At 64.1% G+C, this 13,358-nt stretch carries 12 protein-coding genes; 4 read left to right on the forward strand and 8 right to left on the reverse strand.

Annotated elements, in window-relative coordinates:
- Positions 1–53 precede the first annotated feature (53 nt).
- The 7 genes from aroB to C7H73_RS14265 all read right to left on the reverse strand — a co-directional run bounded on the left by aroB (position 54) and on the right by C7H73_RS14265 (position 7,870).
- Positions 54–1,148 (reverse strand): 3-dehydroquinate synthase, encoded by a 1,095-nt coding sequence (aroB, locus tag C7H73_RS14235; RefSeq protein WP_106847255.1) that lies wholly within the window; start codon positions 1,146–1,148, stop codon positions 54–56.
- A 124-nt stretch (positions 1,149–1,272) separates the two neighbouring features.
- On the reverse strand, positions 1,273–2,784 hold the full coding sequence (locus C7H73_RS14240) for an Ig domain-containing protein (RefSeq protein ID WP_106847256.1): 1,512 nt from the start codon (positions 2,782–2,784) through the stop codon (positions 1,273–1,275).
- Between the two features lie 20 nt (positions 2,785–2,804).
- Positions 2,805–4,943, reverse strand: coding sequence for a type IV pilus secretin PilQ (pilQ, locus tag C7H73_RS14245; protein ID WP_106847257.1), 2,139 nt, complete (start codon positions 4,941–4,943; stop codon positions 2,805–2,807).
- A complete protein-coding gene (locus C7H73_RS14250) occupies positions 4,943–5,497 on the reverse strand; it encodes a pilus assembly protein PilP (RefSeq protein ID WP_227001360.1) in 555 nt (184 codons plus the stop codon). Before C7H73_RS14250 ends, pilQ begins: the two co-directional genes overlap by 1 nt.
- A complete protein-coding gene (pilO, locus tag C7H73_RS14255) occupies positions 5,494–6,183 on the reverse strand; it encodes a type IV pilus inner membrane component PilO (RefSeq protein WP_193483928.1) in 690 nt (229 codons plus the stop codon). Before pilO ends, C7H73_RS14250 begins: the two co-directional genes overlap by 4 nt.
- Positions 6,184–6,185: 2 nt before the next feature.
- Positions 6,186–6,794 carry a PilN domain-containing protein gene (locus C7H73_RS14260; RefSeq protein ID WP_106847259.1) on the reverse strand — a complete coding sequence of 203 codons (609 nt, stop codon included), beginning with the start codon at positions 6,792–6,794 and terminating at the stop codon, positions 6,186–6,188.
- Positions 6,791–7,870, reverse strand: coding sequence for a pilus assembly protein PilM (locus C7H73_RS14265; RefSeq protein ID WP_106847260.1), 1,080 nt, complete (start codon positions 7,868–7,870; stop codon positions 6,791–6,793). Before C7H73_RS14265 ends, C7H73_RS14260 begins: the two co-directional genes overlap by 4 nt.
- 262 nt (positions 7,871–8,132) lie before the next feature.
- Between C7H73_RS14265 and C7H73_RS14270 the strand changes: the two genes are divergently transcribed.
- Positions 8,133–10,532 carry a penicillin-binding protein 1A gene (locus C7H73_RS14270; RefSeq protein ID WP_106847261.1) on the forward strand — a complete coding sequence of 800 codons (2,400 nt, stop codon included), beginning with the start codon at positions 8,133–8,135 and terminating at the stop codon, positions 10,530–10,532.
- A gap of 25 nt (positions 10,533–10,557) precedes the next feature.
- On the opposite strand, the gene cyaY is transcribed toward C7H73_RS14270, so the two are convergent.
- Entirely contained in the window at positions 10,558–10,887 is a 330-nt protein-coding gene (gene cyaY / locus C7H73_RS14275; RefSeq protein ID WP_106847262.1) for an iron donor protein CyaY, read from the reverse strand.
- A 15-nt stretch (positions 10,888–10,902) separates the two neighbouring features.
- On the opposite strand from cyaY, the gene lptM reads away from it, so the two are divergent.
- From lptM to C7H73_RS14290, 3 genes are all read left to right on the forward strand, one after another.
- A complete protein-coding gene (gene lptM / locus C7H73_RS14280; protein ID WP_106847263.1) occupies positions 10,903–11,124 on the forward strand; it encodes an LPS translocon maturation chaperone LptM in 222 nt (73 codons plus the stop codon).
- Positions 11,121–12,404 carry a diaminopimelate decarboxylase gene (lysA, locus tag C7H73_RS14285; protein WP_106847264.1) on the forward strand — a complete coding sequence of 428 codons (1,284 nt, stop codon included), beginning with the start codon at positions 11,121–11,123 and terminating at the stop codon, positions 12,402–12,404. Before lptM ends, lysA begins: the two co-directional genes overlap by 4 nt.
- 74 nt (positions 12,405–12,478) lie before the next feature.
- Positions 12,479–13,315, forward strand: coding sequence for an oxygen-binding di-iron domain-containing protein (locus C7H73_RS14290; protein WP_106847265.1), 837 nt, complete (start codon positions 12,479–12,481; stop codon positions 13,313–13,315).
- Positions 13,316–13,358: the final 43 nt, after the last annotated feature.

Consider the following 13,358-nt stretch of genomic DNA (forward strand, 5'->3'; position numbering starts at 1 on the left):
GCCTCCAGCGCTTGTACAGTAAGCGCTAACAGCTACCAAAATAGGAGCAGCCGTCAACCGGCGCAGCACGCGTCGATGACCTCGCGCACCAGCGCATCGGGCGCCGCACGCAGCACGGCCCTGCCCGGCCCGTCGATCAGCACGAAGCGGATCTCGCCGGCCTCGGCCTTCTTGTCCACGCGCATCAGCTCCAGGTAGCGGCCGGCGTTGTCCTGCGCATCAAGCACCGGGCCGCGCGTGGGCAGGCCGGCGCGCATGAGCAGCGTGCGCAGGCGCTGCACGAAGCCCTCGTCCACCAGCCCCAGCCGGCGTGACAACTCGGCCGCCATGACCATGCCCGCCGCCACGCCCTCGCCGTGCAGCCACACGCCGTAGCCCATGCCGGCCTCGATGGCGTGGCCAAAGGTGTGGCCGAAGTTGAGGATGGCGCGCAGACCGGCTTCGCGCTCATCCGCGCCCACCACGGCGGCCTTGATCTCGCAGCTGCGCCTGACGGCATGCGCCAGCGCCTGCGGCTCGCGCGCCAGCAGCGCGTCCATGTTCGCCTCCAGCCAGTCGAACAGTGCCATGTCGGCAATGGGACCGTACTTGATGACCTCGGCAAGGCCCGCGGCCAGCTCGCGCGCCGGCAGGGTATCGAGGGTGGACAGGTCGCAGATCACCAGCCGCGGCTGGTGAAACGCCCCGACCATGTTTTTGCCCAGCGGATGGTTGATGCCGGTTTTGCCACCCACGCTGGAATCCACCTGGGCCAGGAGCGTGGTGGGCACCTGCACGAAATCCACGCCGCGCATGTAGCAGGCGGCGGCAAAGCCGGTCATGTCACCGACCACGCCACCGCCCAGGGCATAGAGCACCACCTTGCGATCGCAGCCGTGGGTGAGCAGGGCGTCGAAGATGAGGTTCAGGGTTTGCCAGGTTTTGTGTTGCTCGCCGTCGGGGAGGATGACGGTGTGGACCTGCGGGTAGTGCTTGGCCAGTGCGCTGAGCAATAGCTCGCCATACAGAGGCGCGATTGTTTCGTTGCTAACGATCAGGGCGGCGGTGCCGGCAGGAAGAAGCGGATCGTCCACCGATGCCCGCAAACCGCAAGATGCAACCTTGATGAAATAGCTGCGCTCTCCCAGATCAATATGAACACTGTTCATGGAAAGAAGGGCCCCGCCAAATCCGGCATACGGAAAAAAACCAACAAATGGATGAAAAAAGGCCCCGAGACCATAGCCGGGGCCTTGAATAAAAGAAAGCGGAAGCTTCCCGCTCTCTCCCAACTTATGGGCAACCTGTCACGACAATACGCAACTTGCTGGTTGTCGACACGGTGCCCTTGGTAGCGGTCACGAAGAAGTCCGCGTTGCCACAGGTCGCCGGCGCTGTGCCCGTGGCAGAAATGATGCCACTAGGAGTTATAGCCAGCCAACTGGGAATTCCCGTCGAAGTCCACACGACCGTACCTGCAGCAGGGCCACCTGTTGCTGTCAACGCATACCCACCAAAGACTACGCCCTTTTCGACTTCGCCAATCTTGCACAGCGCATTGGGGTCATTGCTACAGCCGACGATTGTAAGAGGATCAACAACTACCGTTCCACTCACGGTTAGCGTAAAGTTGGCCGTACTAACGTTGCCTGCTGCATCAGTGACCTGCACCGCGAAGTTGACAGCGCCCAAGGTTCTCACGTTGGGGGTCCCGGAAATGACACCCGACGGACTGAGCGACAAACCTGCCGGCAGAGCGCTCAGCGCAGACCATGTATAGGGAGCCTCACCGCCACTGGCCCCAAGCACAAAGCTGTAGGGAAGGCCATTGGTAGCGGCTGTAATGGTGGTAGTGGTGATCGCCAGCGGCTCCAGCACCGGCGCGATACGCGAGATCACGGGAATCACGAACGTCCCGATGATCGGATCTTTGATGCCATTGGTCACGTCGTTATCGCTGCGGTCAGCCAGCACATCCACGACGAGAGGGCCCTCACTGCGGCCGCTGGACACGGTGAATTTGCCGATGCCGCCCACAGTACTGATCCACAGCGTGCTGCCATCCTTGCCGCCGGCCATCAGACGCGCGCCAGGAGCTGCGCTGGTGGTCGAACGCAGGCTGACCTGCACATTTTGCACGGTGGTGTTGGGCAGCGGCTGGTCTGCGTCATCCAGCACCTGGACATCCACGACAGTGGAGGAGGCCAGGTTGCTGGTATTGCCCTGCGTGCCCAGACGGTTAGATTGGCCATAGGTGCGAACGCTCGCAGCCTTGCCGCTAGCGGCGCCAACGGTGATGTTCACGCTCGTCGAGTACGTCTTCTTGTCTCGTGGATCCTGCACCGAACACGTAATCTTTGCATTACCCGCCTGATCGCCTGCGTGAAAGTGGAAAGAATTCCCACCAGAGTTGGCGCCCAGGGTAATACTGCGGTAAGCCTTGGGAACCTTGACCTTCCCGCCGTTTCCGTCATCAACATCCACAACGTGAGAATCGTCGCCATCGAGATAATACAAGGAGCCAGTGTCAAGGCCACCTTCGACATTACATCCAAATATGTCCTCTCCTCCAGGAATGGCGTGACCTCCCGTGGTGGAATTTACATACAACGTGGTCGAATAGGGCGCATAGACACCCTGGCCCGGGCCCACATTGGCGGTGTTTACTGGCAGAAGTGTCTTATCTGCGCGCAACGTAATCTCATAAGGCGCGCTGGATTCTCCACCGCTCCCCCCGCCCCCACCACAAGCTGTCAGCGCTGCGGCCACAACCGCAGAGAAAATGGAAATTTTTGCAATTTTCATGATTGATCTACCTACGAAACTCAACGCACGGGACCGCGATCGGTAATGACCTTGGGCGTGATGAACACCAGCATTTCGCGCTTGGAGGACTCCTTGGTCCGGTTCTTGAACAGATTGCCCAACACCGGAACATCGCCCAATACCGGAATCTTGTTTTCCTGATTGGTCTCTTCCATCTCGAAGATGCCGCCAATGACCACGGTGCCGCCGTTTTCCACCAGCACCTGCGTCTTGACGTGCTTGGTGTCGATGGCCACGCCCTGCTCGGTACTCTCACCGCGGCTGTCCTTGTTGACGTCAAGGTCCAGGATGATGTTGCCCTCCGGGGTGATCTGCGGCGTAACTTCCAGCTTCAGAACGGCTTTCTTGAAAGCAATGGTGGTGGCGCCGTTGGGAGCGGTGACCGAGTACGGATATTCGGTACCCTGCTCGATCAGCGCCTTGGTCTGGTCGGCCGTGATCAGGCGCGGGCTGGAGACGATCTTGCCTTGGCCGTCGGCCTCCATGGCGGAGAGTTCCAGCGTCAGGAAGCGATTGGCGGAGGAATTGAAGATGGACAGTGCGAAAGAACCGACGCTGGCCACGTTAGACACCGAAGCCGGCAGATTCACGAAGCTGCCACCGACGTCCACATTGCCGCCAAAACCGGCGGAATTAGTGGCGTTGCCGTAATTGGTACCCATCGATACGCGATTGCCCCCGCCAATGCCATAGCCCCCATCGCCACCTCGATTGGCACGCAGATCGCCGCCGCCCAGGCGCACGCCCAGCGAGCGGCCGAAGGAGTCACGGGCCTCAACGATGCGCGCTTCGATCATGACCTGGCGCACGGGCACGTCCAGGGTCAGCAGCAGCTGGCGCACTTCTTCCAGTTTGGCGGGTGTATCCGTCACGAACAGCTGATTGGTGCGTGGCTCGCCAATGGCGCTGCCGCGTTCGGACAGGAAGCGGGCGTTCTGGGACGAACCGCCCCCCCCGGAACTGGAGGCCAGTTGGGCGACGATGTCGGCCGCCTTGGCGTAATTGAGCTGGTAGGCCTGGGTGCGTACCGGCTCCAGCTTCTGGATGGCGGCAGCGGCTTCGTAGTCCTTGCGTACGCGTTCGTCGATCTCGTCCTTGGGAGCGATCCACAGCACGGTACCGGACTTGCGCATGCCCAGACCCTTGGCGTCCATGATGATCTGCAGCGCCTGGTCCCAGGGCACGTCCTTCAGGCGCAGGGTCAGAGCACCCGTCACCGTATCCGAGGTGACGATGTTGAAGTTGGTGAAGTCCGCGATCACCTGCAGCAGCGAGCGCACTTCGATGTTCTGGAAGTTCAGCGACAGTTTCTCGCCCGTGTAGTGCGGGCCCTGCGACAGCTTGTTCAAGTCCACCTTTTTGGGGCGCACTTCTACCACGAACTGGCTGTCGCTCTGGTAGGCACTGTGCTCCCACTCGCCGACCGGCTCGATGGACAGGCGTACGCGCTCGCCGTGCTGGGTGGCGGTGATGGTCTGAATGGGCGTGCCGAAGTCAGACACGTCCAGTCGTCGGCGCAGTCCTTCAGGCAGGGACGAGCGCAAAAATTCCACCGTCAGCCCCTTACCCTGCTGCTGCAGGTCAACGCCCACCTGGTTGCTGGCCAAGGCGATGACCACGCGGCCGGCACCATCGGCGCCGCGGCGGAAATCCAGATCCTTGAGCGGCAGCACGTCCGCATTGTGGCTTTCGGCGAAGACGGCGCGCGGCGCGCTGGGCACCAGGGCACCTCCCGTCACGGCGTCCAGCGTCACCACCACGGTACGGCCCTGCAGCTCGGCGCGATAGGACGTAGGCTGCTTCAGGTTGAGCACCACGCGCGAGCGCTCATCCGTATGGACGATGTTGGCGGACTTGACATTGCCCTGGTTGATGTCGATCAGCGACCGACCCGTGGCATTGCCCACGCCCGGAAAGTCCAGCGCAATACGCGCCGGGCTTTGGGTGGCAAAACCTGGGGGCGGCTCGGCAATGGGCTCCGACAGTTCGATCCTCAAAGTTTCCGAGCCGCCCTGGAGAAAGCCGGTCACGGACTCGATGCTGGGGCGTGCATGCGCTGCGCCGACACCCAGGCTGGCGGCCACGGCGATGGCCGCCAGCCAAAGGCGCTGCTGCAGACGTGTCTTGATTCGAATCATTATTTCTTCTCCCCACTTCCCTCTTGCAATTCAAGCGTCACCATCCGTTCGATCCAATCGCCAGAGGAATCCTGCACGATCTCGCGCAGCTGGATGTTGGTCTCGGTAATGGCCGTGATCTTTCCGTAGTTCTGCCCCAGGTAGTTGCCGGCACGCACCTGGTACAGCAGTTTGTCCACATTGATGAGCGCGGTGGGGGCGCCGCTCTTGTTCAGGCTGCCCACCATCTTCATGGCATCAAGCGGATAGGCCTCCAGCGGCTCCTTGCGGCGCGCCATCTCGGGCGCGATCAGGGACACGTTGGTGGCCGATTGCGCCGAGTCCCGCCGCAATACCTGCGTGAGTTTCTGCGGATCGAATGGATCTACGCCGGTGTGTGCCACATAGTCCTGAGGCATGAACTGTTTGGGTTCGGACAGGGGTTTCACGCGCGGCTTGGTGGTGGCGCGCAGCTCCTGCATCCACTGGCGCAACTCATCTTCACCGCTGGGGCCGCATCCAGCCAGTGCCAGCGCTGCCGCGCACAACGCGGCTTTGTACAAGGAGCCCGTCATTTCTTCGCGCCTGCCTTTTGCGTTGCAGCCTTCTGGGCCTGGATCTCCTCGGGATCGAGGTAGCGGAAGGTGCGCGCCGTCGCCTCCATGGTCAGGCTGCCGCTGCCCGCGTCCTTGGCCGCAGGCGCGAGAGCGATGTTGTTGAGCGTGACGATGCGCGAGAGATTGGCGACATCCGAGGCAAACGAGCCGATGTCATGGTATTTGCCAGCCACCTTGATGGAGATGGGCAGCTCGGCGTAGTAGTCCTTGACCACGATCTGACCCGGCCTGAACAGTTCGAACTGCAGGCTGCGGCCCAGGCCGGCCTGGTTGATGTCGGACAGCAATGCCGCCATCTCGGCCTTGCTGGGCAGCTGCTTTTCCAGTTGGGTGACGTATTGCTGCACTTGCTCGCGCTGCTTCTTGAGCAGATCCAGACTGACGGCCTTGACCAGCTTCTTCTGGTAGTCCTGGCGCAGCTGCTCCTCGGTGCTGCGCTCGCTTGCCAGCTGTTCCTCGTACTCGGTCAGCTTGAAGAACCACAGGGCGGTGGCCACGCCTGCCGCAATGAACAGGCACAGCAGCACGCGCGGCACGAGGGGCCACAGGGACGGATCCTTGGGATCGAGGTTCTGGAACTGCCCCTGCAGGTTGGCCTGCGCGCGGGCGAAGTCCATTTTGGGCGCTTTTTTCTTCGTAGCCATGTTCACTTCCCTGCCGCTGCGCTGGCAGCATCGGCGCCCTGTTGCGCCTCAGAACTGCGTACCAGCCTGAAACGCAAGTTGAAGGAAGCCACGCGGCGCTGATCCTTCGGCGACAGGGCCACATTAGCGGCCACGATCTCTACCAACTCGGGCTTGGAGAACCAGGGGGTATTGCTGGCCAGATTGCGCAGCATCTCCGACACGCGCTCGTTGGACTGGGCCATGCCCTGCATGGTCACCACTTGGTCCTGCTGCTTGAGACTGGTGATATAGACCCCCTCGGGCAGCTGCATCACCAGTTCGTTGAGCAGGTGTACCGGCAGGTTGCGGTCAGATTGAAGATCCTCCACTGCCTTCTGGCGTGCCTGCAGGGCGGCGATCTCCTCCTCGATGGTGGCGATTTCCTTGATCTGGCCTTCCAGCACCTTGATCTCGCCGCGCAGGAAGTTGTTGCGCTCCTGCTGGTCATCGATCATGACCTGGAACCACCAGTAGATAACGGCCGCGATGGCCAGGCCAGCCAGGGCGGACATCAGCATCACGGCCTGGAAGGCCTCGCGCCGGCGCTTGCGTGCCGCCTCGCGGTGCGGAAGCAGATTGATCAGAATCACTGCAGGAACCTCCGCATGGCCAGGCCGCAGGAGGTGAGATAGGACGGTGCCTCACGCACCAGGTTCTTCAGCCGCACGCCGCTGCCGATCTCCATGCCATCGAACGGATTGGCGGTGATGCAGGCGAAACCCGTGTTCTTGATGACCTGCTCGGTCAGGCCGGCCAGGGGCGCGGAGCCGCCGGCCAGCATGATGTGGTCCACCCGGTGGTAGGGCGTGCTGGTGAAGAAGAACTGCAGGGCGCGGGCGATTTCCTGCGACAGGCTGTCCACGAACGGACGCAGCACGGCAGACTGATAGTCCTCGGGCAGGTCGCCGTTACGCTTCTTGGCTTCCGCCTCTTCCTGCGAGAAGCCGTACTGGCGCACGATCAGCTGCGTCAGCTGCGCTCCCCCGAAGGCCTGATCACGCTCGTAAAGAACGTCATCGTTGCGGATCACCTGCATGCTGGTGGTGAACGCGCCCACTTCGAACAGCGCCACCACAGCGTCCACGCCATTGCCCGGCAGCGCCTGGATCAGGCGGCTGGCGGACAGGCGTGCTGCATGCGACTCGATATCCATGATCACCGACTTGAGGCCGGCTGCCTCGGCCAGACCCTGCCGGTCCTGCACCTTTTCCTTGCGCGAGGCAGCGATCAGGACCTCGACGTCGTCTGGCGCGCCCTTGGCGGCACCGATGACGCAGAAATCCAGGCTCACCTCGTCCAGCGAAAAGGGGATGTACTGGTTGGCTTCGGATTCGACCTGCACCTCAAGTTCCTGCTCGGACATGCCGCCGGGCAGATTGATGCGCTTGGTGATCACGGCCGATGGCGGCAGCGCCATGGCCACGTTCTTGGTCCTGGTGCCACTTTTCTTGACCAGGCGGCGTACGGCCTCGGCAACCTCATCGAACTTCTCGATGTTGCCGTCGGTGACCCACCCGCGCTCAAGCTGCTCGATGGCGCAGCGTTCCAGGACCAGCTTGCCTGCACTGTCCCGCCCCAGCTCCACCAGCTTGACGCTGGACGAACTCACGTCCACTCCCAGCAACGGGACGGCCTTGCGACTGAATAACGACCCCACTGAGATCAAGGCGTCCCCCTGTAACTTATTTCTTGATTCATGCAACGAAACTTAACAGCTCGCTTCAATGCTAGCAGCAAGGTGCTGGGGCAACCAAGCACTTCTCCGGCGGACAGGCGCGCGGACGTTGTCAAAAGCAGACGTTCGCAGCGGGGGTAAAGGCCAGGGGCAAATGGCTGGGCATCACCAGAAATGGGGAGGGAAGAAAGTGCTGCCCGGCAGTCCTCGGCGCTGCATTTTTATAATGGCCGGTTGCCTGAAACCCGCCCTCATGACCACGCCTCCCACTCCCACGAAAACGCCCCAGCCCCCTGCCCGCCTGACGCGCTGGGTGCGCTGGCCCCTGCTTGCTCTGGCATGGCTGCTGGGCCTTGCGGCCGCGGGGGTCGCCGCGGCGGCTCTGGCCGTGGCGCTGGGCCTGGCGGTGGCCTATCCCAACCTGCCGGACATCTCCGAGCTGGCTGACTATCGGCCCAAGCTTCCCCTGCGGGTGTATTCCACCGAAGGCGCTCTGCTGGGCGAATTCGGCGAGGAGCGGCGCAACCTGACTCCCATCGAGGACATCCCGCCAGTGATGACCAACGCGGTGCTGGCCATCGAGGACGCGCGCTTCTTCCAGCACGGCGGCGTGGACTACAAGGGCGTGCTGCGCGCGGCGCTGGCCAATCTGGGGCGCGTCAAGAGCCAGGGCGCCTCGACCATTACCATGCAAGTGGCGCGCAACGTATATCTTTCCTCGGAGAAAACATTTACCAGAAAGATTTACGAAATATTACTTACGTTCAAGCTCGAACATCTGCTTTCGAAAAATCAGATCCTCGAGATTTACATGAACCAGATTTATCTGGGTAATCGGGCCTATGGCTTTGCGGCTGCCGCTGAAACCTATTTCGGCAAGCCGCTGAAATCCATTTCCATTGCCGAGGCAGCGATGCTGGCCGGCCTGCCCAAGGCCCCGTCGGCTTACAACCCGATCAGCAACCCCAAGCGTGCGCGCATGCGCCAGCTCTACATCATCGAGCGCATGCAGGAAAACGGCTTCATCAGCGCGCAGGATGCCCTGGAAGCCAAGGCCGAGCCCATCCGCCTGCGCTCGCCCAGCGACAACACGCGCATCCATGCCGAGTACGTCGCCGAAATGGCGCGCCAGCTGATCTTTGCGCAGTACGGCAACGAGGCCTACACGCGTGGCCTGAACGTGTACACCACCCTCAACGCCGGGGAGCAGGAGACCGCCTACCTGGCGCTGCGCAAGGGCATCATGGATTACGAGCGGCGCCAGCACTATCGGGGCCCCGAACGCTTCGTAAACCTGCCTGCCTCCGACGCAGAGGCCGAGGACGCCATCGACGACGCCCTGGCCGGCCACGCCGACAACGGCGACGTGCTGGCCGCCGTGGTGCTGGAGGCTTCGGCGCGCAAGATCGTCGCGGCGCGCGCCGACGGCGAGAAGCTGGAGATCACGGGCGAGGGCCTCAAGCCCGCGCAGTCCGGCCTATCCGACAAGGCACCGCCCAACATCCGCCTGCGCCGCGGCGCCGTGATTCGTGTCGTGCAGACGCCCAAGAAGACCTGGGAGATCACCCAGCTGCCCGAGGTGGAAGGCGCCTTCGTTGCCGTCGATCCGCGCTCGGGCGCCATCCGCGCGCTGGTGGGCGGCTTTGACTTCGACAAGAACAAGTTCAACCACGTCACGCAGGCCTGGCGTCAGCCGGGTTCGGCCTTCAAGCCCTTCATCTACTCCGCGGCGCTGGAAAAGGGCTTCACCCCGGCCACCGTGATCAACGACGCGCCGCTGTTCTTCAGCGCCGGCGTGACGGGTGGCCAGCCCTGGGAGCCTAAGAACTACGACGGCAAGTACGACGGCCCGATGACCATGCGCGCAGGCTTGGCGCGTTCCAAGAACCTGGTGTCCATCCGCGTGCTGCAGGCCGTGGGGCCGAAGGCGGCGCAGCAGTGGGTGGCACGCTTCGGCTTCGACGCCGACAAGCACCCTGCCTACCTGCCCATGGCATTGGGCGCGGGCTCGGTCACGCCCATGCAGATGGTGGCGGCCTATTCGGTGTTTGCCAACGGTGGCTACCGCATCAACCCCTATCTGATCACCCGCGTGACGGACCACAAGGGGCGCATCCTGTCCAACGTCCAGCCCCCGGCCACGGCCGACCACCCGCGCGCCATCGATGCGCGCAACGCCTTCGTCATGGACAGCCTGCTGCAGGAGGTCACCCGTTCCGGCACCGCTGCCCGCGCGCAGGCGGCGCTCAAGCGCCCGGACCTGTACGGCAAGACCGGCACCACCAACGATGCCGTGGATGCCTGGTTCGCCGGCTTTCAGCCCACCGTTGCCGCCGTGTCCTGGATTGGCTATGACACGCCGCGCAACCTGGGCAGCCGCGAGACTGGCGGCGGCCTGAGCCTGCCGATCTGGATCAGCTTCATGGAGAAGGCCTTGAAGGGCGTGCCCGTGGCCGAGCCCACCGTGCCCGCCGGGCTGACCAACGTCAGTGGCGAGTGGTACTACGACGAATACGTGCGCACCGGCGGCGTGTCCAGCGTCGGGCTGGAAGCCGGCATGCCCTCAGCGGGCGAGAGCCCGCCAGCCACGGCGCCCACCACACCGCCGCCGGCCGAGGAGCGCAACCGCATCCTCGACCTGTTCAGGAACTGACAGGAAAAAAGGGGGAAAGGGTGCGTCAGGGCGCGAACTGCAGCGCCTGGCCGCCCTGCTCGCTGGCGGCGCGGCTCAGGTCGGCGAAGAACTCGCTGCCCGTCTTGGTGTCGCGCCACTGCCCGCCATCGAAGCGGTAGTGATAGCCGCCCGAGCGCGCCGCCATCCAGACCTCGTGCAGGGGCTTTTGCAGGTTCACGATGATCTGGCTCTGGTTGGCAAACGACAGGGTGACCATGCCACCCGTGCGCTGGCTGTCCAGGTCGCAGTCCGTGTCGTCGTTGATGCGGTCGCAGCCGCGCTCCACCGCCAGCAGCAGCTGTTCAGCGCGGTCCATGAATTCCAGGTCGGTCATTACTACAATTTGCAGATGCTCACAAGTCGCCGCATTCTAGTCACGACGCTTTGCCTTGCCGCCGCCGTGGCATCTGTTGCGGGCTGCGGCCAGCGCGGCCCGCTGTACCTGCCCACCGATCCCGCTGCCGCCCAGCGCGCCAGCCTGCCCGACACGCTGCGCCCGGCGCCCGCCGCGGCCGCGGCGCCAACAGCTCCTGCTTCCGCCCCCGCTTCCTCCACCACTGCACGTCCATGATTCCCTCTCCCCTGCCCGGCCAGCCCCAGCTCCATTACCGCGACCAGTCGCTGTACCTCGAAGACTGCCACCTGACCGACCTGGCGCGCAAACATGGCACGCCGCTGTACGTCTATTCCAAGGGCGCCATGCTGGACGCGCTGGCCGCCTACCAGCGCGGCTTTGCCGGGCGCCGGGTGCAGATCTGCTACGCCATGAAGGCCAATTCTTCGCTGGCCGTCCTGCAGCTGTTCGCCCGCCAGGGCTGCGGCTTCGACATCGTCTCCGGCGGTGAACTCGAGCGCGTGCTGGCCGCCGGTGGCGACCCGGCCAAGGTCATCTTTTCCGGCGTGGGCAAGACACGCGCCGAAATGCACCAGGCGCTGCAGGCCGGCATTGGCTGCTTCAACGTAGAGAGCGAGGCCGAGCTGGAGGTGCTCAGCAACGTGGCCGCCTCCATGGGGCTGCGCGCGCCGGTCAGCATCCGCGTCAACCCGAACGTGGACGCCAAGACCCACCCCTACATCTCCACGGGCCTGAAGGGCAACAAGTTCGGCATTGCGCACGAGCACACCCTGGCCACCTACCAGCGCGCCGCGCAGCTGCCGGGCTTGCGCGTGGTGGGCATCGACTGCCACATCGGCTCGCAGATCACCGAGGAGACGCCGTTCATGGATGCGCTGGAGCGCATGCTGGACCTGGTGGCCGCCATCGAGGCGGCGGGCATTGCCATCCACCACATCGACTTCGGCGGCGGCCTGGGCATCAACTACAACGGCGACACCCCCCCGGCGGCCGACGCCCTGTGGGCCAAGCTGCTGGCGCGCCTGGATGCGCGCGGCTACGGCGATCGCCAGCTCATGATCGAGCCCGGCCGCTCGCTGGTGGGCAACGCCGGCGTGTGCCTGACCGAGGTGCTGTACCTCAAGCCCGGCGAGCAAAAGAACTTCTGCGTCGTGGACGCGGCCATGAACGACCTGCCCCGCCCCGCCATGTACCAGGCCTACCACGCCATCGTGCCGCTGCACCAGCAGCCCGGCGCCGAGGGCACGCTGTACGACGTCGTGGGACCGGTGTGTGAGAGCGGCGACTGGCTGGGGCGCGACCGCCAGCTGGCCGTGGCGCCGGGCGACCAGCTGGCCGTGCTGTCGGCGGGGGCGTACTGCAGCGCCATGGGCAGCACCTACAACAGCCGCCCGCGCCCGGCCGAGGTGCTGGTCGATGGCGCCCGGGCGCACCTGATCCGCGCGCGCGAGGGCGTGGTCGAGCTGTTTCGCAACGAGCGGCTGGTGGGCGGCTGACGCCCTTGACGCGCATCAAGGCATAACCATCCTGGCGGCCCTACTATTGCGCTTTCGCAATCTGGAAGTGCCGCATGTCCCTGGAACCCATCGAGCTATACCGCGACAAGAATCACGCCTGCCTGATGTTCACCGACCTGGTCGAGGAGGACGGGCAGGCGGTGCAGGCCAACCAGTTCCTGGTCGTGGATGGCGACACGGGCGCCATCATCGACCCGGGCGGCAACCTGGCGTTCAACGAGCTGTTCATGGGGATGACCAAGCACTTCCCCCCGCACAAGCTGTCCTACCTGATCGCCTCGCACGCTGATCCGGACATCATCGCCTCGCTGGACCGCTGGCTGACCAGCACACCCGCCAAGCTGGTCATCTCGCGCGTCTGGGAGCGCTTTGTCCCCCACTTCACCAAGGCCGGCAAGACGGAGGGCCGCGTCATCGCCGTGCCCGACGGCGGCGGCCACCTGCCGCTGGGCCGCCATGAGCTGGTGCTGCTGCCCGCGCACTTCATGCACTCCGAGGGCAACTTCCACTTCTATGACCCGGTCAGCCGCATCCTGTTCACGGGCGACCTGGGCGTGTCCATGACCAGCGGGGCCGAGGCGCGCGTGCCCGTCACCCAGCTGGCGCCGCACCTGCCGCGCATGGAAGGCTTTCACCGCCGCTACATGGTCAGCAACAAGATCCTGCGGCTGTGGACGCGCATGGCGCGCCAGCTGGACGTGGCCATGATCGTGCCCCAGCACGGCGCGCCCCTCATCGGCAAGCAGGCGATCGAGGACTTCTACCAGTGGCTGGACGGCCTGGCCTGCGGCATCGATTTGTTCGACGAGCGCGCCTACCAGCTGCCCACGGACCAGATCGACCCCGCCACGCGCCAGGTACGCCCGGCTTCGCAGGCCGCCGGCCGATAACGTCTTTACCAGCCAAATCGGCCTCCAGCGCCCGCCCACCAAG

This window comes from Pulveribacter suum, assembly GCF_003013695.1.
GTDB classification, from domain to species: Bacteria; Pseudomonadota; Gammaproteobacteria; order Burkholderiales; family Burkholderiaceae_C; genus Melaminivora; species Melaminivora suum.

Excerpts from the sequence above, each read along its gene's own strand:
- C7H73_RS14250 (WP_227001360.1), bottom strand. The coding sequence starts at position 5,497 with ATGACGGGCTCCTTGTACAAAGCCGCGTTGTGCGCGGCAGCGCTGGCA.
- C7H73_RS14290 (WP_106847265.1), top strand. The coding sequence starts at position 12,479 with ATGTCCCTGGAACCCATCGAGCTATACCGCGACAAGAATCACGCCTGC.
- aroB (WP_106847255.1), bottom strand. The coding sequence starts at position 1,148 with ATGAACAGTGTTCATATTGATCTGGGAGAGCGCAGCTATTTCATCAAG.
- C7H73_RS14240 (WP_106847256.1), bottom strand. The coding sequence starts at position 2,784 with ATGAAAATTGCAAAAATTTCCATTTTCTCTGCGGTTGTGGCCGCAGCG.
- cyaY (WP_106847262.1), bottom strand. The coding sequence starts at position 10,887 with ATGACCGACCTGGAATTCATGGACCGCGCTGAACAGCTGCTGCTGGCG.
- lysA (WP_106847264.1), top strand. The coding sequence starts at position 11,121 with ATGATTCCCTCTCCCCTGCCCGGCCAGCCCCAGCTCCATTACCGCGAC.
- C7H73_RS14270 (WP_106847261.1), top strand. The coding sequence starts at position 8,133 with ATGACCACGCCTCCCACTCCCACGAAAACGCCCCAGCCCCCTGCCCGC.
- pilQ (WP_106847257.1), bottom strand. The coding sequence starts at position 4,943 with ATGATTCGAATCAAGACACGTCTGCAGCAGCGCCTTTGGCTGGCGGCC.
- lptM (WP_106847263.1), top strand. The coding sequence starts at position 10,903 with ATGCTCACAAGTCGCCGCATTCTAGTCACGACGCTTTGCCTTGCCGCC.
- pilO (WP_193483928.1), bottom strand. The coding sequence starts at position 6,183 with ATGGCTACGAAGAAAAAAGCGCCCAAAATGGACTTCGCCCGCGCGCAG.